A 22,474-nucleotide genomic window follows, 5' to 3' on the forward strand; every position below is an offset into this window, starting at 1 on the left:
CGCCAATATTCCCTGTAGGAGCGAGTCTGCTCCGGGCGGCGATCCGACGATGGTCGTTAACGATAACGCGACGAGCCTGACGCCCCGCGGAGTTTTCAGGTTCATCGTCGGAACGCCGCCCGGAGCAAGCTCGCTCCTGCGGTAGTAGATTTGCGGTGTTTTGTAGAATTATCGAGGCGGGGAGGCGTAGGCCTCCCCGGTTCGTTTATGGAAACCACATGAAAACTCTGATCGTTGGGCCCAGTTGGGTCGGTGACATGGTGATGGCGCAGACACTTTTCCAGTGTCTGAAACAGCGCCACCCGCAGTGCGAAATCGACGTGCTGGCCCCCGAGTGGAGCCGGCCGATTCTTGAGCGCATGCCCGAAGTTCGCCAGGCCTTGAGCTTTCCGCTCGGTCACGGTGTCCTGGAGCTGGCGACGCGCCGACGCATCGGCAAATCTCTGACCGGCCAGTACGATCAGGCGATCCTGCTGCCCAATTCCCTGAAGTCGGCGCTGGTGCCGTTCTTTGCCGGCATCCCGAAACGCAGCGGCTGGCGTGGCGAATTCCGTTATGGCTTGCTCAATGACGTGCGCACGCTGGATAAAGATCGTTATCCGCTGATGATCGAGCGCTTCATGGCCCTGGCTTACGAACCGGGCGTCGAGCTGCCAAAACCCTATCCGCGTCCGGCGCTGCAGATCGACCCGGTTACCCGCGAAGCGGCACTGGCCAAGTTCGGCCTGACCCTCGACCGTCCGGTGTTGGTCCTGTGTCCCGGCGCCGAGTTTGGCGAGTCCAAGCGCTGGCCGTCCGAGCATTACGCCAAGGTCGCCGAAACGAAGATCCGTGAAGGCTGGCAAGTCTGGCTGTTCGGTTCGAAAAACGATCACGCCGTGGGCGAAGACATCCGTGCGCGGCTGATTCCCGGCCTGCGAGAAGAATCGGTCAACCTCAGCGGCGGCACCTCGCTGGCCGAAGCCATTGACCTGATGTCCTGTGCCGATTCGGTGGTGTCCAACGACTCCGGCCTGATGCACGTCGCCGCTGCGCTGAACCGCCCGCTGGTGGCGGTCTACGGTTCGACGTCGCCGGGCTTCACGCCGCCGCTGGCCGAGCATGTCGAGATCGTGCGCCTGGGCATTGAATGTAGCCCATGCTTCGACCGCACCTGCCGGTTCGGCCATTACAACTGCTTGCGCCAGCTCATGCCGCAAGCGGTGAACGAAGCCTTGCAGCGTTTGCAGGGCACTGTGGTCGAGGTCAAATAGTTTGCGGGTTCTGTTGATCAAGACTTCTTCGCTGGGTGACGTCATTCACGCGTTGCCGGCGTTGACTGACGCGGCGCGGGCGATTCCCGGCATCAAGTTCGACTGGGTGGTGGAAGAAGGTTTTGCCGAGATCCCGACTTGGCATCCGGCGGTGGGCAAGGTGATTCCGGTGGCGATCCGTCGCTGGCGCAAAAACATCTGGCAGACCATCAAGAGCGGCGAGTGGAAGCGCTTCAAGCAAAGCGTTCGTGCCACGAAATATGACCTGGTGATCGACGCCCAGGGCTTGCTGAAAAGCGCCTGGCTGACCCGTTACGTCAAGGCACCGGTGGCCGGCCTCGATAAAAGCTCTGCACGCGAACCCATTGCTGCGCGCTTTTACGATCGACGCCTGGCCGTTGCCCGCGGGCAGCACGCGGTGGAGCGAGTGCGCCAGTTGTTCGCCATCGCGTTGGGCTATGACTTGCCCAAAGGCCTGGGCGACTACGGACTGAGTGTCGAGCGCCTGGTGGAATTGCCGCGCAAGAATCCTTACGTGGTGTTTCTGCATGGCACCACCTGGGACACCAAACACTGGCCCGAAGCCTATTGGCGCGAGCTGACCGAACGGGTCGGCTACCTTGGCGTCGGCGTGAAGTTGCCCTGGGGCAATGCGCAGGAGAAAGCCCGGGCCGAGCGTATCGCTGCGGGTTTCAAGCACGCCGAGGTGCTGCCAAAACTGAATCTGGCAGGTGTCGGCAAGGTGCTGGCCGGCGCGCAAGCCTGCGTGGCGGTGGACACCGGCCTCGGCCATCTGGCCGCCGCGCTGGATGTGCCGACGCTGTCGCTGTTCGGCCCGACCAATCCCGGGCTGACCGGCGCCTACGGCAAGGTGCAGATTCACATGGCCAGCGACTTCCCGTGCGCGCCGTGCCTGCAAAAGAAATGCACCTATCAACCGACGGCCGACGATGCCCGTCAATTTGACCTGAAACGCGAGTGGCCGTTGTGCTTCACGCGTCTGAATCCCGAGCGTGTCGCCAGCCGACTGAGCACGTTGTTAATGGCTGAGGAGCTGCGCTGATGCAATTGGCATTTGTTTTGTACAAATATTTTCCGTTCGGCGGCTTGCAGCGCGATTTCATGCGCATCGCCCTGGAATGCCAGAAGCGCGGTCACCAGATTCGCGTCTACACGCTGATCTGGGAAGGCGACGTGCCGCCGGGTTTCGAAGTGCTGGTGGCGCCGGTCAAGGCGTTCTTCAACCATCGGCGCAACGAAAAACTCAGCGAATGGATGGAGGCGGACCTGGCCCGGCGCCCGGTCGACCGCCTGATCGGCTTCAACAAGATGCCGGGCCTGGACGTCTACTACGCCGCCGACGGCTGCTTTGAAGACAAGGCGCAGAACCTGCGCAATTCGCTGTATCGCCGCTGGGGCCGCTATCGCCACTTCGCCGAATACGAGCGGGCAGTGTTCGCCAGGGACGCCAAGACCGAAGTATTGATGATTTCCGAGGTGCAGCAGCCGCTGTTCATCAAGCATTACGACACGCCGCTGGAGCGTTTCCACCTGCTGCCACCGGGTATCGCCCAGGATCGTCGCCGGCCGGCCGATGCCGATGAGATTCGTGCCGGGTTCCGCGCTGAGTTCAATCTCAAGGGCGACGAACTGCTGCTGGTGCAGATCGGCTCCGGGTTCAAGACCAAAGGTGTTGACCGCAGCCTCAAGGCACTGGCGGCATTGCCTGCCGAGTTGAGGAAGCGCACCCGGCTGTTTGTAATTGGCCAGGATGACCCCAAATTATTCCAGATGCAGAGTGCGACACTGGGGCTCGGCGACAACGTCACGTTCCTCAAGGGGCGCAGTGATATCCCGCGTTTCCTGTTGGGTGCCGACCTGTTGATCCACCCGGCGTACAACGAAAATACCGGCACCGTGCTGCTCGAAGCGCTGGTGGCCGGTTTGCCGGTGCTGGTGAGCGCGGTGTGCGGTTACGCCCATTACATCGCCGAGGCCGATGCCGGTCTGGTGCTGGACGAACCGTTCGATCAGGCACAGTTGACGCAGTACCTGACCGGCATGTTGAACGACGCTCAAGCAAGGGCGGCCTGGAGCCGCAATGGTCTGGCCTACGCCGAGACGGCCGACCTCTACAGCATGCCGCAGCACGCGGCCGATGTGATTCTGGCGGAGCACGCTTAAATGAAGTTGATGCTGGCTGAACCGTTCAAGAGCCTCTGGGCCGGACGCGACCCGTTCGCCGAAGTCGAGGGGCTCAAGGGCGAGGTGTACCGCGAGCTGGAAGCACGCCGGACGTTACGCACGGAAGTCGACGGCAACGGGTTTTTCGTGAAAATCCATCGTGGCATCGGCTGGGGCGAAATCTTCAAGAACCTGCTCACTGCCAAGCTTCCTGTACTGGGTGCCGGTCAGGAGTGGCAGGCCATTCAGCGCCTGCAGGAAGCCGGTGTGCCGACCATGACCGCTGTCGCATATGGCGAGAAGGGCCGCAACCCGGCCGACCAGCACTCGTTCATCGTCACCGAAGAGCTGGCGCCCACGGTCAGTCTCGAAGATTTCAGCATTAATTGGATCAGGCAGCCGCCCGAGCCAAAGCTCAAGCGCGCGCTGATCGCTGAAGTTGCACGCATGACCGGTATGATGCACCGCGCCGGGGTGAACCACCGCGACTGCTACATCTGCCATTTCCTGCTGCACACTGACAAGCCGGTGACCGCGGAGGACTTCAAGCTCTCGGTGATCGACCTGCACCGCGCCCAGACCCGCCCGGCAATTACTTCGCGCTGGCGAAACAAGGATCTGGCGGCCCTGTACTTTTCCGCGCTGGACATCGGTCTGACTCGACGCGACAAGCTGCGTTTCCTCAAGGGCTATTTCCAGCAGCCGCTGCGTCAGGTCCTGAGTGAAGAGGCCGCTTTGCTGGCATGGCTCGATGGCAAGGCCAATAAGCTCTACGAGCGTAAACAGCGATACGGGGATGCGCTCTGATGTCGGGTTGGAGACTGGAGCCGGCCTACAGCGACCTGGCCGATGACTTTGGCAGCCTCGAGGCTGTGTTTGCGCTGCAAGGCGAGCAGATCACCAGTGACCTGCTCTCGGAGGTCATCCGTGTCGAGCGCAATGGCGTCAACTATTACGTCAAGCGCTACGTGGGTGCTGGCAGAGGCTTGCGGCGTTACCTGGGCAAACCTCGGGTGAAGATGGAATGGCAGAACCTCAAGCGCTTCGCCAAGTGGGGTATCCCCACTGCCGAAGTGGTGGCCTGGGGGCTGGAACGGCGAGGTGTGGCCTACGCTCGCGGCGCGATGATAACCCGGGAGCTACCGCGTACCGAAGACTTGTCGGCACTGGCCGAGCGGCGCGATCCGAAACTGTCGGATCGCGCTTGGGTCGACACTGTCAGTCGTCAGTTGGCCCAGTACACCCGGACCATGCACGACCACCGTTTCACTCATAACGACTTGAAGTGGCGCAACCTGCTGATCGACGATGAGGCCCGACTGTTTTTGATCGATTGCCCCAACGGCGATTTCTGGCGCGGTTTCTGGCTCAAGTACCGTATCACCAAGGATCTGGCGTGCCTGGACAAGGTTGCCAAGTATCAACTGTCGGCGACCCAGCGGCTGCGCTTTTACTTGCAGTACCGCAACCGGCCCCGGCTCAACGCTGCGGACAAAAAACGCATCCGGCACGTGTTGAGGTTTTTCGAGGGGCGCGAATGACTGATTTTCTGGCTGCTGAAGACCGTGCGCTGCTTGAGCGCCATGGCCTCGGCACGTTCGATGCACTCTGGACCAGGCAACTCGATGCGGTGGACGAACCCAACACCGGTCGCGGGGGCTGGAGCAGCGTGTTTCGGCTGGATCTGGAAGGTCATGGTTTCTACCTCAAGCGTCAAAGCAACTACCTGACCCGTACGTTACGCGCCCCCTTCGGCGAGCCAAGTTTCGCTCGCGAGTTTCGTAACATCTCCCGTTATCAGAAGTTGGGGGTTCCAGCGCTGGAAGCGGTGTTCTACGGGGAGCGCAAGGTCAATGGCGAAGTGCGCGCGATCCTGGTGACCCGCGCCCTGGACGGTTGGGACGACCTCGAATCGCTGCTGCAGCGTTGGGATGAATTGAGCCCTGAGCAGCACTCGGAAATCCTCAAGGCCAGTGGTGAGCTGGCCCGGCAACTGCACGCTGCACGCCAGGTGCATGGGTGCTTCTATCCCAAGCATATTTTCATGCGCGCCACCGGCAGCGGCTATCAGGCTCAATTGATCGATCTGGAAAAAACCCGACCGCTGCTGTACGGGCAGCGTGACCGGATCAAGGATCTGGAACCGCTGGCGCGCCGCGCACCCGAGTGGGGCGAGTCGCAACTGCGGCAATTACTGGCCGCCTATCTGGATCAGTCGCAGGACAGCTCGCTGGTCGACAGCTGGCTGCAGCGTTTGACCGTGCGGCGCAGTCAAAAGAGGCCACGCTGATGCGTTTGTCAGAACTGAAGGCCGCTGGCCGCTATCCCGTATTGCCGCTGAGCGTATCGCTGGCCGATGCCGCCGGCCCCGCCGAGCTGCAACTGCTGAGTCTGTTGCGGGTCTTGCCGGGGCAGCGTTATGTCGGTGCCGGCGTCTGGCGTGGCCGGCCGGTGTTGGCCAAATTGCTGGTCGGCAGCAAGGCCGCACGGCATTTTCAGCGTGAACTGGACGGCGTGCGCCTGCTTTCCGCCCAGGGGCTGACCACCCCGCAGCTGTTGGCCGATGGCCTGAAGGACGGCGAAGGTGGCTGGCTGCTGTTTGATTTCCTTGAGCATGCCGAAAGTCTGGGCGACACCTGGAAGCAGGTTGAACAGCAGCCTGTACTGTCCGATGGGCAAGGGGCGGTGTTGGCCGAGGCGTTGGGTGCGATCGGCCAGATGCATCGCAAGGGCCTGTGGCAGGAAGACCTGCACCTGGACAACTTGCTGCGTCAGGGCGGTCGCCTGTATCTGATCGATGGCGCGGGTATCTGTTGCGAGACGCCCGGCCAGCCGCTGTCACGGCAGAAAGTCCTGGAAAACCTCGGGGTGTTCTTTGCCCAGCTGCCGAAGCCGATTGAGCCTTTCATTGAAGAATTGCTGGTGTATTACCTGCTCAGCAACGGCGAACACGCCTTGCCCATGGAGGCGTTGCAGAAGCAGATCGACAAGGTCCGCAGCTGGCGCCTCAAGGACTTCCTGAACAAGGTCGGCCGCGAGTGCACGCTGTTCAGCGTCCAGCGCGGGGCCTTCGGATTGCGGGCGATTCGCCGCGAGGAAGAGTCGTCGATGGGGGCGGTGCTGGAGCAGGCCGATACCTTGCTCGACCAGGGGCATCTGTACAAGACCGGCGGGGCGGCGAGCGTCGGCAAGGTCGAGGTGGATGGCCGCACGCTGGTGATCAAGCGCTACAACATCAAGGGTTTCGCCCACTGGCTCAAGCGCTTCTGGCGCCCGAGCCGGGCCTGGCATTCATGGCGCGAAGGCAACCGCCTGGCGTTCCTCGGGATTGCCACGCCCAAGCCGCTGGCGTTGCTGGAAAAACGTTTTCTGTGGCTGCGCAGCCGGGCTTACCTGATCACCGAGTATCTGCCGGGGCCGGACATCATCGAGCGTTTTGCACCGTACGTTGAAAACGGCGATGCGCCTGAAGCTGAATTGCTGGCGCTGGATCACCTGTTTGCCGAGCTGATTCGCGAGCGGATCAGTCATGGGGACTTCAAGGGTCACAACCTGTTCTGGCAGCAGGATCGCTGGGCATTGATCGATCTGGATGCGATGCGTCAGCATGGTTCGGTGGGCAGCTTCGCTCCGGCTTATGCCCGGGATCGGGCGCGGTTCATGCGCAACTGGCCTGAAGGCAGTGCCCTTTATCAGGTCATCGATCAGCGGTTGCCCAAAGACCTCCCCAGCGCTGGCTGAATCAGGACCTTCGGTCCTGTCGCGGGCTTGCTCCGGGCGGCGATCCGACGATGAGGCCCGAACAGTCAGCGAAGATCAGGGACAAGTTCCTGTGAGCCGTCCTGCGCGCGGATAAAAGTGCCGCAAGGTCCCCGCCGTAGTTGCTTGCCACTTGCGGCTAGAGGCTTGCTGCTGCTTTTACGCTATAATCCCGCCCTTTAGCTGTCTCTCGCCCATTGCGAGGGCACATTAATTCTTGAGGCGCTTGCGCCTGCATGCAGACTAAAGAGGCTAGACCCCTGTGGCATTGACGATTCTTGGCCTGTCCGGCGCCCTTAGCCATGATCCTTCCGCAGCCCTGTATATCGACGGCAAGCTGGTCGCGGCGGCTGAAGAGGAACGCTTCGTACGCGATAAACATGCAAAGAACCGCATGCCCTACGAATCGGCGAAATTCTGCCTGGAACAGGCCGGTATCAAGCCGTCCGATGTCGACGTGGTGGCGATCCCGTTCGCCCCGATCAGCCTGTTCGGCAAGGCTCGCTGGCAGTACGCCAAGCGTTACTGGTACGCCCCGGACCGTGCACTCGACGCGATCCTGATGGGCAACCGTCGCTACAAGCGCTATCGCAACAAGATCGTCTGGTGCCTGGAACAACTGGGTTTTGATCCGAAGAAGATCAAGATCGAGCCGGTCGAACACCACCTGGCCCACGCTTCCAGCGCTTATCACTGCTCCGGTTTCAAAGAGAAAACCGCGATCCTGGGCATCGACGGCAAGGGCGAGTACGCCACGACCTTCTTCGGTTATGGCGTAAACGGCAAGATCCACAAGATCAAGGAGTTCTTCGATCCGGACTCCCTCGGCGGCCTGTACGGCGCGATCACCGAATTCCTCGGTTTCGATATGCTCGACGGTGAGTTCAAGGTCATGGGCATGGCGCCGTACGGCGACGCCAGCAAATACGATTTCTCACGCCTGGCTTCGTTCGAAAACGGCGAGCTGGTGATCAACACCGATTACGCCAACGTCATCGGCCTGCGTCGCTATAAAGAGAAGGGCAAGGGTTACTACTTCTCGCCGAAGCTGATCGAGTGGCTGGGTCCAAAGCGCGAAGGCGACATCGCCGACGAGCCTTACATCCACTACGCCGCCAGCATTCAAGCGCTGTTCGAAAAAATTGCGCTGCAGATGATCGATTACTACCTGGGCGACGTGCTCAAGGAGACCGGCAAGCTGGCCTACGCCGGTGGCTGTGCGTTGAACGTCAAGCTGAACCAGAAAATCATCGCCCGCGACGACGTCAAAGAGCTGTTCGTGCAGCCTGCGTCCGGCGATGCCGGTACCGCGGTGGGTGCAGCGGCCTACGTCTCTCACGCCCGTGGCGTACCGGTCGAGAAGATGGAACACGTCTACCTCGGCCCGTCGTACAGCAACGAAGACGTGATCGCGGCCTGCGCCCGTCACGCCAACAAGCCGACATGGCGCAAGCTCGACAACATGCCGGAGCAGATCGCCAAAATCATGGTCGATGGCAACCCGGTGGCCTGGTTCCAGGGCCGCATGGAATTCGGTCCGCGTGCACTGGGTGGTCGTTCGATCATCGGTTGCCCGAGTGTGGCCGGCGTGGCCGACCGCATCAACCACCAGATCAAGTTCCGCGAGCGCTGGAGGCCTTTCTGCCCGTCGATGCTCGACACCGTGGCGCCGCAGATGATCAAGATCGATCACCCGGCGCCGTTCATGACCTTCACCTTCGAAGTGGCTGAAGAGTGGAAAACCCGCGTGCCGGAAGTCGTCCACGAAGACGGCACCTCCCGTGCCCAGGTGCTCAAGCGCGAATACAACCCGCGCTACTACGACATGATGAAAGCGCTGGAAGTGCTCACCGGCAACGGTGTGTCGCTCAACACGTCGCTCAACCGTCGCGGCGAACCGATGATCTGCTCGCCGACCGATGCGCTGAATATGTTCTTCGGCTCGGATCTACAGTATCTGATCATGGAAGACATCCTGGTGGTCAAAGAGGGCGCGAACGCCTATGACACGTTCGGCTGAACGCCATGTGCTGCAGTTCTGCCACGGCTATGACGGGCCGTTTCTGGACTGCGCGCGGCAGTACGCCAGCCTGTTCGCTGGGACCGGTTATCGAGTGACCACGGTGTTTCTCACCGGGGCTGCTGATGCCGAAGTCGCCGCGGGCTGCGCTTCCGACGAAGTGCTATTCATGGAGTACAGCTCCAAGGCCATTCGCGGCCTGAAGCTGGGAGCCATCGGCGATCTGCGCAAGATCGCCGCGTCGCGCAACTTCAGTTTCTGCATCGCTCACCGCTTCAAACCCATCTATATCGCCTTGCTCGGTACGTCGTTGCCGGTCATTGGCGTGCACCACGGGTTTGAAGACTACAAGCGCGGCAGTCGTAAACTGTTCGCGCATATATTCCGCAAGCGTTTGAGTCTGCTCGGTGTGTCCGACGCGGTGCGCGACGACATGCGCGATTGCCTGCCGAAGTGGCCGGCTTCGAGAATTCAGACGTTGTACAACCGCATCGACGTGGATGCCTTGCAAACCACCCAGGTGTCGGCTCGCGAGGCCCGGGAAACCCTCGGTCTGGCGGCGGATGCCTGGATCGTCGGCAACGTCGGACGGCTGCATCCGGACAAGGACCAGGCCACGCTGCTGCAGGGGTTCGCCGAGGCGTTGCCGAGGTTGCCGGCCAACAGCCAGCTCGTCATTCTCGGTAAAGGACGCCTGGAGGAAAAGCTCAAGGCTCAGGCCCGAGAGCTGGGCATTGGTGACCGGGTGTTGTTCCTCGGTCAGGTGCCGGATGCGCGCAACTACTTCCGGGCCTTCGATGTGTTTGCCCTGAGTTCCGATCACGAACCGTTCGGCATGGTGCTGCTGGAGGCCATGGCCGCCGGCGTACCCTTGCTGGCCACGGCCTGCGGCGGAGCGAAGGAAGTGGTCGAAGGCGTGGGCATCCTGTTCCCGTTGGGCGATGCCGGGCATCTGGCCCAAGGGCTGCAGCATCTGGCCGGCATGGATGATCAGCAGCGCCGACAGTGTGCCGAGTTGATGCTCGAACGCTTGCGCGAGCGCTTTTCCGACCGTGCGGTGCGCGATGCTTTCTGGCACTTGCCACATGTTACCGAACTGGCACAGAGGGGCTGATGCTCAACCGATTTCAAGGCTGGCGCGAGCGTGGCTGGGCGGTAGTCGACGCCTCGACTTACGCCGAAACCTGGCAGCGATATGGCGGCAGCGTCGCGACTCATCCCATGGTGGTCGAGCGGCTGGCGACACTGGCCGACATTCCGGTGCGCTACCTGGCCTGGCTGCAGGGTGGTGAGATCAAGGCGGCGATCCCGACCTGGGGGCGCGACCTGGCTTTGTCCAAGGACGTGCTCAAGCGTCGCGGCAAAAAAGGTCTGTTCGACCTGGGCAACGCCGAAATCATCCTGCCGGCCGCTGCCGATGCCACGGCGCCGTTGCGCCATCGCGCGCGGTATCTGTCGGCGCTGAACGAAGGCCGTTTCACTGGCATCAGGTTGCAAGCCGAACAACTGGCCATGGCCCGCACACCCGAAGAGCTGTCGAAAAAGTTTCGCTACAACCAGCGCCGCGAATTGCGTTTGCTGGAAGAGGCCGGTGGCGTGGTGCGGCCGGTATCGGAGTTTTCCAGCTTCGATCTGGCGGCTATTTATTGCGACCTGTTCCAGCGCCGCTGGGGCTTCCCGGCGACGGGTGCCGAACGCATGGCCGACGTCATCGAGTTGCTGCGCGAGTTGCTGATCGGCTCGGTGATTTTCCTCAACGATGCGCCGATTGCGATTCAATTGGTGTACCGCGTCGAAACCCCGCAATGGATCAGCGTCGAGTACATCAACGGTGGGGTCGATCCGCAAACCCGTGAGTTCAGCCCCGGCAGCGTGCTGAGTTTTCTCAATACGCAAAGCGCCTGGGAACATGCCCGGGCGCAGGACAAACCGCTGCGCTTTTCCTTCGGCCGCGCCGACCGCGAGTACAAGGATCGCTGGTGCAATCCTGTGCCGGTCTTCACCGTATGAGCCAAGTCATGAGCCGCAAACAGCAACTGCTCAAGCGTCATCGGCGCAACAAACGAATCGGCCTGTTGATTGCGCTGGTGTTGTTGATCGTCATCGGTGTGCTGGTGGCCTGGTGGTTACCGCTGGTGCTGGCGGTTCTGGGCTGGATTGCCCACGAAGCCTGGTTTTCCGATCATCTGTTCTACGCACCGAAAGACGATTACCAGTACAGCTTTCCCCCGTACACGTCACAGCCCAAGGTGCACCTGAGTGGTGAACATTTGCGGCTGGACGAGGGTGTGATGCTGCTCGACGACGCGACGCTGGTGCTGGCCCTGCGGGTAAAAAGCACCTGGCTGGGGCGTTTTATCGATCCGGTGGTCGAGTTGGCAGGGGGTGAAAGCCCTGATCGACAAACCTTCGAGCGCGGCGTAAACGGCCTGCGTTACCTCAATCTCAGTGGCCAGGCTCAGGCGCTGTCGCGTGGTGACCTGCGCTTGCGCGGGCGTTACTGTCGTGTGTTCGGCGAGCCTGTGCTGTGGGCGTTCGAGCATCCGGATTACCGGCGTCAGCGGGTGATGGTTATCGCGCCCCACGCTGATGACGCCGAGCTGGCGGCCTACGGTTTGTACAGTCAGGCAGATGAAACCTGGATCGTCACGCTGACAGCGGGTGAAATCGAAGCCGAACACTATCAGCAGATGGGCCTGAACAAGGTCGAGGCGGCTCGCTTGAAAGGCCGTCTGCGCGCATGGGACAGCATTGCCGTGCCACGCTGGGCCGGTGTACCCGAGGCTCACTGCGTACAACTGGGTTACTTCTGCCTGCAATTGCCGAACATGCAGGCCGCGCCTGCCGTGGCGGCGGGATCGCGGGAAGCGGACCTGAGCGACACGCGGCTGTTCCGTCAGTTGAACCCTTTCGCGCTGCCCGGCGATGTCGATGGCGCGCCGACCTGGAACAATCTGCTGGCGGATCTGCGAGAGTTGCTGCTGCGCGCCCGGCCCGAGGTCATCGTCCTGCCGCATCCGACCCTGGATCCGCATCCCGATCATATCTGCGCCCAGGCGGCAGTCCTTGAAGCCTTGCAAGGTCTGGACTGGCAGCCGACCACACTATTGGGCTACGCCAACCACCTGCACGACAACGACCGCTGGCCGATGGGCGATAGCGGTGACGGCATCGCCTTGCCGCCGGCCTTCGATTCGGTTCAGCCGATGCAGCCTTATTGCCTGGCGATGCCGCTCGAGCAACAGCGAGACAAAGCCATGGCGTTGGGCATGATGCACGACCTGCAACCGGCGATGCCATTCAAGCGTCGCTTGCGTCGGCTGATACAACGGTTGTTGGCCGGTCGGTTGCCACCAACCTATGGCGAGAACGAGTTCTTTCGCAAGGCAGTCCGGCGCCACGAGCTTTTGTGGTCCATCAAGCACACACCAGGTAATGTTACTCAGCGGGGAGAGTTATGAGTCAGCGGTCAAAGGTCCTGCAGCTGCAGCCTGACTACAACGTCAAAGCCCATGATTTCGCCGACCTCGCGGAGCAGATCGTCAAGGCCCTGCCCAGTGATCGCTATGAAGTGACCGCCGCGTTTCTGCGCGGCAAACCCGGGCCGGGCGAAGCGGTGAGCCGAGCCGACCGTTCGGTGTACTTCGAGTTTTCCGACAAGTCCCTCAAGGGTATGCGCCTGCGGGCGATGTGGCAGCTGTACAAGTTCTGCCGGCGGGAAAAATTCGATGTGGTGATCTGCAACCGCTTCAAGCCGGTGAACATGATGCTGGCGCTCAATCGCTGGTTGAAAGTGCCATTGTGCATTGGCATTTCCCACGGATTTGGCGAGTACGACCGTTTTTACCGGCGCCGCCAGACCCAGCGCCTGATCGATCGTCACTGGCGCTTCGTTGGCGTGTCGCCAGCGGTGAAACAGTATCTGCTGGACTGTGACTGTGGTTTCACCGACCAGAATACCTACGCCATCACCAATGCCATCGACATCGAGCAAGCCGAAGGTCTGCAACACAGTCGTGAAAAGGCCCGCGAAATGCTGGGCATCGATCCGGCGGTGCGGCTGATCGGTGCGTTGGGGCGACTGGTGCCGGTCAAAGGCCATATCTATTTGCTGCAGGCCTTTGCCGCGCTCAAGGACAAATACCCGAATACCCAACTGGCGATCATTGGTGCCGGCCGCGAAGAGTCACGCCTGGCCGCGGAAATCGACCGTCTCGGCCTCGGCGGTCGTGCCCATTTGCTGGGGTTCAAGGACATTGCCCTGCAGTACATTCGCGCTTTCGACATCTGGACCATGCCCTCCCTGGCGGAAGGCCTCGGGCTGGCGCTACTTGAAGGCATGAGCGGGCATTTGCCGGTGATTGCCTCGAACGTGCCGGCCATGTTGCCGCTCATCGAGGGGGCCGGTGGCCTGGCGATTACGCCGAAGGATGTGCCGACGCTGCAAGCGGCGCTGGACACTTATCTCGGGCTGTCGGATGACGAGCTCAAGGCCAAGGGCGAGCAGGCCTTCCGTTATCTGCAACAACACCATGACATCGAGGAATTCCGTCGCGAATACCTCAATCTGATCGACTCCGGCCTGGAGCAGGCCCGCAAGGAACAGCCATGAACGACGCGCAACCCATCGTCACGGTCATTATCGCGTCGTACAACCACGCCCCTTACATCGAGGAAAGCATCCTCAGCGTCCTCAACCAGACCTATCGGAACATTGAGTTGCTGGTGGTTGATGATGGCTCGAAGGATGACAGCGTCGAGCGGATCAAGGCGTTGCAGGCCATCCATGGTTTCGACTTTCGGGTTCAGGAAAACCAGGGGCTGACCAACACCCTCAATGGTGCGATTGCCCGGGCGAAGGGTAGCCTGATCGTGCCGTTCGGTTCGGACGACATCATGTTGCCGGAGCGCATCGCCACACAGGTCGCTCATATGGATGGCAAGCCCGAGGTCGGCATTTGCGCCGGCAACATCGAGCTGATCGATGCCGACGGCAACCTCTACCCGGAGAAGCGCCAGCGTCGGGATGTCCCGTTCCGTCGCCTGGACTTCGATGACATGTTCCTGGAGCGCAAGCCCTATCCACCGGCACCCACCCTGATGATCCGCCGCGAAGCGCTGGAGAAGGTGGGCGGTTTCGACCCGACCATTCGCCTGGAAGACTTGCTGATCGAGTTGAAGGTGACCCATGCCGGTTACTTCATCGATGGTCTGAATGTGTTGATGGCGCGCTATCGCAAGCACGCCACCAACTCCTACAAGAACCACCGCTTCATGATCGACAGCATCCTGCGCACCTACGCGCTCTTCAGCGATCACCCGCTGTATGACGAGGTGCGCTACAAGTTTCTCAATTCCATGTTCCTCAAAACCGCCAACCGCGATCGCAAGCTGGCGCGTGAGTTGCTGGCGCAGATTCCGTTCAAGGCCTGGAACAGGAAGACCTGGCGTGGGTTGGGCCGGATGTATTTCTCACGGCTGGAGAAAGACTGAGCCAGGGGCTGGATCAATCGGCCGCAAGACATGGCATTGTCCGCGGTCACATGCCCCTGACAATTGCTCAACGTTGTTGAGCCGTCTTCTCCGGTTCCTTCCTGAGTGTCCTGTTCTGGCGTAACCAGTACAGGGTTTTCTTGCCGGCATCGATACCGGGTTTTTCGATGTGCTGGTAAGTCAGGCTGCTGATGATGATCAACAGGCAACTGCACACGGCCAGCAACGGTAGAAAGACCCAGGCTTGTCGGGCGTCAAGATGCAATACCGGTGGCAGTCGCTGCAGCATAATCCAGAGTACGAACCCGTGCAGCAAATACGTGCTGTAGCTGATTTCCCCCAGCCAGCGAATGCTGCGTGGACTCAGGGCGCCGAACAAGGTATTGCCGGACGACACGATCACAAAAAACAGTGAAAGCAGCAGCAGCGCTCCCAGGTTGAATGCACGGTTGAACACGGTAAAGGCGATCGCCAATGCGAGCAGGGCGATGATGCCCGCCAGCGGAGACAGGCTCCAGGCGACCCATTGTGGGCGGCGAATCCAGTACGCCGCAGCGATGCCGCCGAGGAAGCTGGCCAGGTAGTGCTTCTTCAACGAGTGTTCCAGACCGACCAACTTGTACAGGGCGTAGATGCCGATCAGGCACAACACCGTCTGCATCCAGCCGCCGCGATAAATGAACAGCATGGCGGCCAGTGGCAGGGCCAGATAGAAAAACACTTCGTAACCCAGCGTCCAGGTGACATTGGAGATCAACATGCCGGTCTGGTGGTACTGGTTGACGTCTGGCCGGTCGAAGGTCAGCCAGGCCAGGGTCTGGCCAATGAGCTGGGTAACGGAGTCCTTGAGTTCCCAGCCCTGCAAATAGAGCACGCTGATAAACACGGCCAACATCAGCGGCAGGTAAAGCGGGTAGAGGCGAAACAGCCGAGATACTGCGAACGCCAGCCAGTCGTGTTGCCACCCGTGGGTGAGCAAACGGTCCCAGAACAGAAAGCCGGTGATCATGAAAAACAGGGCAACGCTGCCCTGGCCGAGCTGCGAGTAGAAGTTGCTCGGCGGAAAGTCGATCACGCCGGTTTGCAGAAAGATCCAGGTGATTATCGAGTGGTGCACGAACACGCCGAAAGCCAGATATCCGCGTAAACCGTCGATACCGGCAAAGCGGCTTTCACCGCAATGCTCCAGCTGTCGGGTGAATCTCGGTACGGTGCGCAGCAGTAGTGCAGCGGTCGCGATGGCGAGCAGGTAGGCCGTCATCGCGATAAGCGGGTTGGTTTCGGTCATCGGTGAGCCTGGGCCGGAGGGCCTCCGGCCAGCACTTGCCTGTGCAAATTATCCACGTCGGCTTTCGAAGCCGCTGCGGCATAGCCCTGCAGTAGCGCTTCGAAGTGGTCCTCGAACAGCCAATGCCGATCTTCTGCGTAGCGCTGCATATGGCGCAGGTTGCGCCGACGCAGGGAAGGGCTCAAGGATGAAGGGTAGATGCGCAGGTCGGCCAGGTCGATCAGGCCGAACTCGCCGTCCTCCAGTACCAGCACATTGCCCAGGTGCAGGGAGCGGAAGTAGACCCCTTGCTGATGTAATTGAGCCATGAACTTGCCGAAACGCTCCACCAGTGCCTGGCGCACCGCCGGGGCGGTGATGCCTTGCAGGATCTGGCGCAGCGTGTTGCCCGGCAAGGGCGAGTAGTGCACAGCGGTGCTGCCGTCTTCGAACCGGTAAAGGTCGAGAGTGTGCGGAGTCGGGATGCCCATGCTGCGCAGCTGCACTGCGTTGATGGCAAATCGATCGGAATAGGGCGTGAAACTGCCCGAGGTGTACCAGCGGCGGCGGCGGAACAGCTTGAGAAAGCTGCCATCGGTCAGGCGCAGGACCTTGGGGCCCAAACCATCCTCTTCGATGACCCGGGCATCGGCAATCAGTTGTTGCAGGTCGCTAGGCGTCGCAGTCCTGATCGGCCTGTCCAGCAGGCGCCTGACCCGTTGATTGATGCTCAGTGCGGCAATCAGTGCCAAGGGGATCCACAGCAGGAACCAGTGCTCCTTGGGGCGAGAGATAATCCCGCCACCTTCGGTCAGGCCCGCACCGATACCGAATGCCAGCCAGGCTGAGGCAATGATAAACAGCGGTTGCACGCGATGGCGCCAGCTACTGATGAAGCCCCACGCGAGGAGGAACAACCATGGCAGCAAACCGATAATGCCGACGTAGTAGAGCACACCAAGGGCGAAGCTATGGGGCTCCGAAAGGGGGTAGCCGACGCCTGGGTCCAGGCTCAGTTCGGCGTTGTAGCCGTGCCCGATCCATGGATGTTCAGCGATCCTGCCCAGGGCCAATTGCCAGAGCTCGATACGGAAAGAGCTGCCTCTTTCGAGGATCTTGTCCGCAAACAACGCAAAAGTCGCCGTACCGGCGAGGAGCATGGCGCCAAGCATGAAGACCGAGCGTCGATTCCAGCAGATGAAACACAGCCACAGCGCAGCGATCGTCAGCGCAACCAGTGGAGTCCTGGAGCCGGTGGCCAGCACGGTGGCGAACATGATCGCCATCGCCGGTATGCTCAACCAAAGTACCTGGCGTCGCTTGAAGGTCATGCTCAGGCTCAGCCAGTAGGTACAAAAAAAACCGAAAACATGGGAGCTGAGCAGTGGATTGTCGAACGCGCCTACGCCGATAAGGCGCATTTCCGGTTGGTAGATCTGGCCGAACCTGTACAGGTTGTAGACAGAGGCGATCAGCGCCACCGTCGCGGCGCAGAACAGCAGGGGTTGAATGATTTCGCTGCGATAGCGCACCAGCAGGTAGCAGCCAACGAACAGGAAAAGGGTATGCAATGGCGGTTTGAACTGACCAAAGTCAATGCCGTCGCCCGGCCCCCAACGCAGGCTGAGCAGTGCCCATGCCACAAACAACAGGACTGCAATGACGATCGGTTCATGCAGCAGTTCCTTGGCGAGCCGCGGACGCAGGCACAGTGCAATCAGTGCCGGAATGCTGAACAGTCCATAGTAAAGCTTGTGATGCACACTGCGCCCCGGCAGGAAAAACAGTGCACAAAGCAGCAATAAATAACCGAGCGGAAGGATCCACAAACAAATGAAATCGAAGATTCTATTGGACGTGCTGTTCAAAGCGTTTAATTGCATGCTGAGTAACTTATTCCTGAATTGAGCGACCGTACCAAGGCAGGGGCATCTGGTGGCTATTTGACGTGCCACAATACACAGACTGTATGCGATTGCCAGAACCCTGGGGAAGCTGTGCTAAAGTCAGCGTCCTTTTCATCGACATTCGCGTGATATGACCGACTCCAGTCTCTCCGCAAGCCCATCGAGCTTGAAAATCTACTTCCGTCTGCTCGGCTATGTCCGGCCGTACATCAGCCTGTTCCTGATCAGCATCGTCGGTTTTCTGATTTTCGCTTCGACGCAGCCAATGCTGGGCTACATCCTCAAGTACTTCGTCGACGGTCTATCCAACCCTGAAGCGGCGCTGTTTCCAACCGTGCCCTACCTGCGAGACCTGCAACTGCTGCAGGCGGTGCCGTTGCTGATCATCCTGATCGCCGCGTGGCAGGGATTGGGGTCGTACTTGGGCAACTACTTTCTGGCCAAGGTTTCCCTGGGCCTGGTCCATGACTTGCGGGTCCAGTTGTTCAACAACCTGCTGGTGTTGCCAAACCGGTATTTCGACAAGCATAACTCGGGGCACCTGATTTCACGTATCACCTTCAACGTGACCATGGTCACGGGGGCGGCAACAGATGCGATCAAGGTCGTAATTCGTGAAGGCATGACGGTGATCTTCCTGTTTGCCTCGCTGTTGTTCATGAACTGGCGCCTGACCCTGGTCATGGTCGCCATCCTGCCGCTGATCGCCATCATGGTGCGCACGGCCAGCAAGAAATTCCGCAAGCAGAGCAAGAAAATCCAGCTGGCCATGGGGGACGTGACGCATGTGGCGTCCGAAACGATCCAGGGCTATCGCGTGGTGCGCAGCTTCGGCGGTGAAAAGTACGAAGAGAAACGCTTCTTCGACGCCAGCCAGGGCAATACCGAGAAACAATTGCGCATGACCCGCACCGGTGCCATCTACACGCCGCTGCTGCAATTGGTGATCTACACCGCCATGGCCGTGTTGATGTTCCTGGTGCTGTTCCTGCGGGGCGATGCGTCCGCCGGTGACATGGTTGCGTACATCACCTTGGCCGGCCTGCTGCCCAAGCCGATACGCCAGCTGTCCGAAGTCAGCTCGACCATCCAGAAGGGGGTGGCCGGTGCTGAAAGTATCTTCGAGCAACTGGATGTCGAGCCTGAAGTCGATGCCGGCACCGTCGAGCGTGATGCCGTCAGTGGCCGCCTGGAAGTGCGCAACCTCAGCTTTACCTATCCTGAAACCGAGCGTCAGGTGCTCAATGACATCAGTTTCTCGGTCGAGCCCGGGCAGATGGTGGCGCTGGTGGGGCGTTCGGGCAGCGGCAAGTCGACCCTGGCCAACCTGATTCCGCGTTTTTATCACCACGACAAGGGCGAAATCCTCATCGATGGTGTCGAAGTGGAGCAGTACAAGCTGTTGAACCTGCGTCAGCATATCGCCCAGGTGACGCAGCACGTGACCCTGTTCAGCGACACCGTGGCCAACAACATCGCCTATGGCGACCTGGCCGGCGCACCTCGTGAAGACATTGAAAAGGCGGCCAGGGATGCCTACGCGATGGACTTCATTGCCCAATTGCCTGAAGGTCTGGACACCCAGGTCGGGGAGAACGGCGTGCTGTTGTCCGGTGGCCAGCGCCAGCGCCTGGCGATTGCCCGGGCGCTGTTGAAGAATGCTCCGCTGCTGATTCTCGACGAGGCGACTTCGGCACTCGATACCGAGTCCGAGCGGCATATCCAGGCAGCCCTGGATCAGGTCATGAAAGGGCGCACCACGCTGGTGATCGCTCACCGTTTGTCGACCATCGAGAAGGCCGACCTGATCCTGGTCATGGATCAGGGGAGAATCGTCGAGCGCGGTACCCATGAGCAACTGCTGGCGCAAAACGGTTACTACTCGCGCCTCAACGCGATGGGCCTCGACGCCCCGGCCGAAGACATCGCCTGACCCTGAAAGGGCGAGCCTGGCTCGCCCTTTCGCACACCCGACGAAACCGCACAGCCACTACCGTGACTTTGGTGATTTCATCTAGCGGGTTTTTGCTCAAAAAATGAGCAAAAAATGCTGGCGAATCATCCCGTTGCAGCCACCGCACAAGCCGACACCAACCCTGTGTTAATATCGCGCCCCTGTTCATTCTGTATGTGGGTTGCACCATGAAGTTGTCCATGCCGCGATTCGATCAAGCCCCTGTCTTGGTGGTTGGCGATGTCATGCTCGACCGTTACTGGCATGGTGGTACCTCACGGATTTCTCCTGAGGCGCCGGTGCCGGTGGTCAAGGTCGATCACATCGAGGACCGTCCGGGCGGCGCTGCCAACGTTGCCTTGAACATTGCCGCCCTGGGGGCTCCGGCCTCGCTGGTCGGTGTCACAGGCGACGATGAAGCCGCCAACAGCCTGGTCAACAGCCTCAAGGGCGCTGGCGTGCGGGCCATCTTCCAGCGCATTGCGCATCAGCCGACCATCGTCAAGCTGCGGGTCATGAGTCGTCACCAGCAATTGCTGCGTATCGACTTCGAAGAACCCTTCGCCACCGATGCACTGGCGTTGGCCGCGCAGGTCGATGAGTTGCTCGAAGGCATCAAGGTGCTGGTGTTGTCCGACTACGGCAAAGGCGCGCTGAAAAACCATCAGGCGCTGATCCAGGCCGCCCGTGCCCGCGGCATTCCGGTGCTGGCCGATCCCAAGGGCAAGGACTTCTCGATCTACCGCGGTGCGAGCCTGATCACGCCGAATCTCAGCGAGTTCGAAACCATTGTCGGTGGTTGCGTCGATGAGCACGAGCTGGTCAACAAGGGCGCGCAGTTGATGCACGACCTGGACCTCGGCGCCTTGCTGGTGACCCGTGGCGAGCACGGCATGACCTTGCTGCGCCCGGATCATCCGGCGCTGCACTTGCCGGCCCGTGCCCGTGAAGTGTTCGACGTGACCGGTGCCGGCGATACGGTGATTTCCACCCTGGCGGCTGCGATTGCCGCAGGTGAAGAACTGCCCCACGCGGTGGCCCTGGCCAACCTGGCGGCCGGCATCGTGGTCGGCAAGCTCGGTACGGCGGCCATCAGTGCGCCGGAACTGCGTCGTGCGATTCAGCGCGAGGAGGGTTCCGAGCGCGGTGTACTGGGTCTTGAGCAACTGTTGCTGGCGGTCGATGATGCCCGCGCGCACAACGAGCGGATCGTGTTCACCAACGGTTGCTTCGATATCCTGCACGCCGGCCACGTGACCTATCTGGAGCAGGCGCGGGCCCAGGGTGATCGCCTGATCGTTGCGATCAACGACGATGCATCGGTCAGCCGCCTGAAAGGGCCGGGCCGTCCGATCAACAGCGTCGACCGGCGCATGGCGGTACTGGCCGGTCTGGGCGCGGTGGACTGGGTGATCAGCTTTCCGGAAGGCACACCGGAAAGCCTGTTGAGCGCAGTCAAGCCGGATGTGCTGGTCAAGGGCGGTGACTACGGGATCGACCAGGTGGTCGGCGCGGACATCGTGAAAGCCTACGGCGGCACAGTGAAAGTGTTGGGGCTGGTGGAAAACAGCTCGACCACCGCGATTGTCGAGAAGATCCGCAAGTCCGAATAAAATAGCCTCTGTAGGAGCGAGCTTGCTCGCTTCTACAGAGTTATGTGTACACCTTCAGGAGCTGACTTTTTTACGCGGTACGATCTTCTTCAGCAGCAGCCTGGCCTTCCCGCGCAACCGCGCCAGTCCCGAATCCTTCCCCGGCGGGGTCAAGCCTTGCTGCCTCACCCAGTCCTTCCAGCGAATTCGTTCATCGCGCACCAGCCAGCCTTCCTGTCGGGCAAAACTCTCGGCCAGGTACAGGCCGCGCGTGCTGGCCGGGTACAGCTGATCCTTTTTCAAGGTATAGAGCTCAGCCATCGGGTGACCGTCCTGCAAGGGCATCAAGTACAGATCGGGGCGTTTGCGGTCGAGACGGGCGACGAGTTGATCGCCTTCGAGTCTTTCATCGACATGGAACAGACTCAGGGATTTGGCTTCTCTGGGAACGTCCAGGCGCAAGTCGTAAATCAGTTGCAGTGACGCCGTTGGCAAATGCACGTAAGCCCGCGGGCGCTCCATCAGCATCAGATTGGCGCAACGTACTGGCCGCGCCGAGCCGGACAGTGGCGACAGGCGAAATGGCAGGGCCTCACGGTAATGCAGGGCGGCCGAGTAGGGTGTCGGCAGCCAGGTGTCATTGAACCGCCCGCCGAGCCAGCCTTCGGGGGTTTCCAGCAGGCATTCTTCGGCAATCTCCTGAATCGCTGTGTGCAAGGGCAGGTTCAGTTCATGGGCTGGCACATATCCGGAGATCAGCTTGAGCACCACATCGCCACGGTCCTGACGACGCTGGCGTACCAGCACCCAATAGTCACGATTCTGCCAATGCAGGGTCAGGCGCACTGACACTCCGAGATTGGCCAGCTCCAGGGCAAACCGCTCGCTGTCGCCGACCGTCACCGGCCGACGACGTTGCAGGGTCTGGGAGAAATTCAGCGGCCTGCCGACGCTCTGATAAGCCAGGCCTTCGGGAGTCGCTTCGACGAATAACGGCAGGGTCTTGAAGTTGCTCGGGTTCTTTCTTATGAGCGTGCGCGGCATG

Annotated in this window: 18 protein-coding genes; 15 read left to right on the forward strand and 3 right to left on the reverse strand. The window is 60.7% G+C overall.

What is annotated here, in order from left to right; all coding sequences use genetic code 11:
- The first annotated feature begins 218 nt into the window (after positions 1 to 218).
- From waaF to CAF65_RS17345, 13 genes are all read left to right on the forward strand, one after another.
- Positions 219 to 1,253, forward strand: coding sequence for a lipopolysaccharide heptosyltransferase II (gene waaF / locus CAF65_RS17285; RefSeq protein WP_085717370.1), 1,035 nt, complete (start codon positions 219 to 221; stop codon positions 1,251 to 1,253).
- 1 nt (position 1,254) lies between these two features.
- On the forward strand, positions 1,255 to 2,316 hold the full coding sequence (waaC, locus tag CAF65_RS17290) for a lipopolysaccharide heptosyltransferase I (protein WP_085717371.1): 1,062 nt from the start codon (positions 1,255 to 1,257) through the stop codon (positions 2,314 to 2,316).
- Positions 2,316 to 3,437 (forward strand): glycosyltransferase family 4 protein, encoded by a 1,122-nt coding sequence (locus CAF65_RS17295; protein ID WP_085717372.1) that lies wholly within the window; start codon positions 2,316 to 2,318, stop codon positions 3,435 to 3,437. The genes waaC and CAF65_RS17295 overlap by 1 nt, the downstream gene beginning before the upstream one ends.
- Complete coding sequence (rfaP, locus tag CAF65_RS17300; protein ID WP_085717373.1) at positions 3,438 to 4,244, forward strand: lipopolysaccharide core heptose(I) kinase RfaP; 807 nt, start codon at positions 3,438 to 3,440, stop codon at positions 4,242 to 4,244.
- On the forward strand, positions 4,244 to 4,978 hold the full coding sequence (locus CAF65_RS17305; protein WP_085717374.1) for a lipopolysaccharide kinase InaA family protein: 735 nt from the start codon (positions 4,244 to 4,246) through the stop codon (positions 4,976 to 4,978). The genes rfaP and CAF65_RS17305 overlap by 1 nt, the downstream gene beginning before the upstream one ends.
- A complete protein-coding gene (locus CAF65_RS17310) occupies positions 4,975 to 5,727 on the forward strand; it encodes a lipopolysaccharide kinase InaA family protein (protein ID WP_085717375.1) in 753 nt (250 codons plus the stop codon). Before CAF65_RS17305 ends, CAF65_RS17310 begins: the two co-directional genes overlap by 4 nt.
- Complete coding sequence (locus CAF65_RS17315; RefSeq protein ID WP_085717376.1) at positions 5,727 to 7,178, forward strand: lipopolysaccharide kinase InaA family protein; 1,452 nt, start codon at positions 5,727 to 5,729, stop codon at positions 7,176 to 7,178. Before CAF65_RS17310 ends, CAF65_RS17315 begins: the two co-directional genes overlap by 1 nt.
- A 280-nt stretch (positions 7,179 to 7,458) precedes the next feature.
- Positions 7,459 to 9,216, forward strand: coding sequence for a carbamoyltransferase (locus CAF65_RS17320; protein ID WP_085717377.1), 1,758 nt, complete (start codon positions 7,459 to 7,461; stop codon positions 9,214 to 9,216).
- Positions 9,200 to 10,330 carry a glycosyltransferase gene (locus CAF65_RS17325; protein ID WP_085717378.1) on the forward strand — a complete coding sequence of 377 codons (1,131 nt, stop codon included), beginning with the start codon at positions 9,200 to 9,202 and terminating at the stop codon, positions 10,328 to 10,330. Before CAF65_RS17320 ends, CAF65_RS17325 begins: the two co-directional genes overlap by 17 nt.
- Complete coding sequence (locus tag CAF65_RS17330; protein ID WP_085717379.1) at positions 10,330 to 11,226, forward strand: antimicrobial resistance protein Mig-14; 897 nt, start codon at positions 10,330 to 10,332, stop codon at positions 11,224 to 11,226. Before CAF65_RS17325 ends, CAF65_RS17330 begins: the two co-directional genes overlap by 1 nt.
- 8 nt (positions 11,227 to 11,234) lie before the next feature.
- A complete protein-coding gene (locus tag CAF65_RS17335) occupies positions 11,235 to 12,677 on the forward strand; it encodes a PIG-L deacetylase family protein (protein ID WP_085717496.1) in 1,443 nt (480 codons plus the stop codon).
- The gene (locus CAF65_RS17340) at positions 12,674 to 13,828 is read left to right on the forward strand and encodes a glycosyltransferase family 4 protein (RefSeq protein WP_085717380.1); all 1,155 of its coding nucleotides are present in this window, start codon (positions 12,674 to 12,676) and stop codon (positions 13,826 to 13,828) included. Before CAF65_RS17335 ends, CAF65_RS17340 begins: the two co-directional genes overlap by 4 nt.
- Positions 13,825 to 14,709: a glycosyltransferase gene (locus CAF65_RS17345; protein WP_085717381.1), complete on the forward strand. Its 885-nt coding sequence runs from the start codon at positions 13,825 to 13,827 to the stop codon at positions 14,707 to 14,709. The genes CAF65_RS17340 and CAF65_RS17345 overlap by 4 nt, the downstream gene beginning before the upstream one ends.
- 67 nt (positions 14,710 to 14,776) lie before the next feature.
- On the opposite strand, the gene CAF65_RS17350 is transcribed toward CAF65_RS17345, so the two are convergent.
- On the reverse strand, positions 14,777 to 15,997 hold the full coding sequence (locus CAF65_RS17350; RefSeq protein WP_085717382.1) for an acyltransferase: 1,221 nt from the start codon (positions 15,995 to 15,997) through the stop codon (positions 14,777 to 14,779).
- A complete protein-coding gene (locus CAF65_RS17355; protein ID WP_085717383.1) occupies positions 15,994 to 17,859 on the reverse strand; it encodes an O-antigen ligase family protein in 1,866 nt (621 codons plus the stop codon). Before CAF65_RS17355 ends, CAF65_RS17350 begins: the two co-directional genes overlap by 4 nt.
- Positions 17,860 to 18,013: 154 nt before the next feature.
- Between CAF65_RS17355 and msbA the strand changes: the two genes are divergently transcribed.
- Positions 18,014 to 19,816 (forward strand): lipid A export permease/ATP-binding protein MsbA, encoded by a 1,803-nt coding sequence (gene msbA / locus CAF65_RS17360; RefSeq protein WP_085717384.1) that lies wholly within the window; start codon positions 18,014 to 18,016, stop codon positions 19,814 to 19,816.
- 209 nt (positions 19,817 to 20,025) lie between these two features.
- Positions 20,026 to 21,450 carry a bifunctional D-glycero-beta-D-manno-heptose-7-phosphate kinase/D-glycero-beta-D-manno-heptose 1-phosphate adenylyltransferase HldE gene (gene hldE, locus CAF65_RS17365; RefSeq protein ID WP_085717385.1) on the forward strand — a complete coding sequence of 475 codons (1,425 nt, stop codon included), beginning with the start codon at positions 20,026 to 20,028 and terminating at the stop codon, positions 21,448 to 21,450.
- Positions 21,451 to 21,504: 54 nt separating this feature from the next.
- On the opposite strand, the gene CAF65_RS17370 is transcribed toward hldE, so the two are convergent.
- On the reverse strand, positions 21,505 to 22,473 hold the full coding sequence (locus CAF65_RS17370) for a metal ABC transporter ATPase (protein ID WP_085717386.1): 969 nt from the start codon (positions 22,471 to 22,473) through the stop codon (positions 21,505 to 21,507).
- Between the last annotated feature and the right edge of the window lies 1 nt (position 22,474).

The organism is Pseudomonas sp. B28(2017) (assembly GCF_002113025.1).
In the GTDB taxonomy this organism is placed as follows: domain Bacteria; phylum Pseudomonadota; class Gammaproteobacteria; order Pseudomonadales; family Pseudomonadaceae; genus Aquipseudomonas.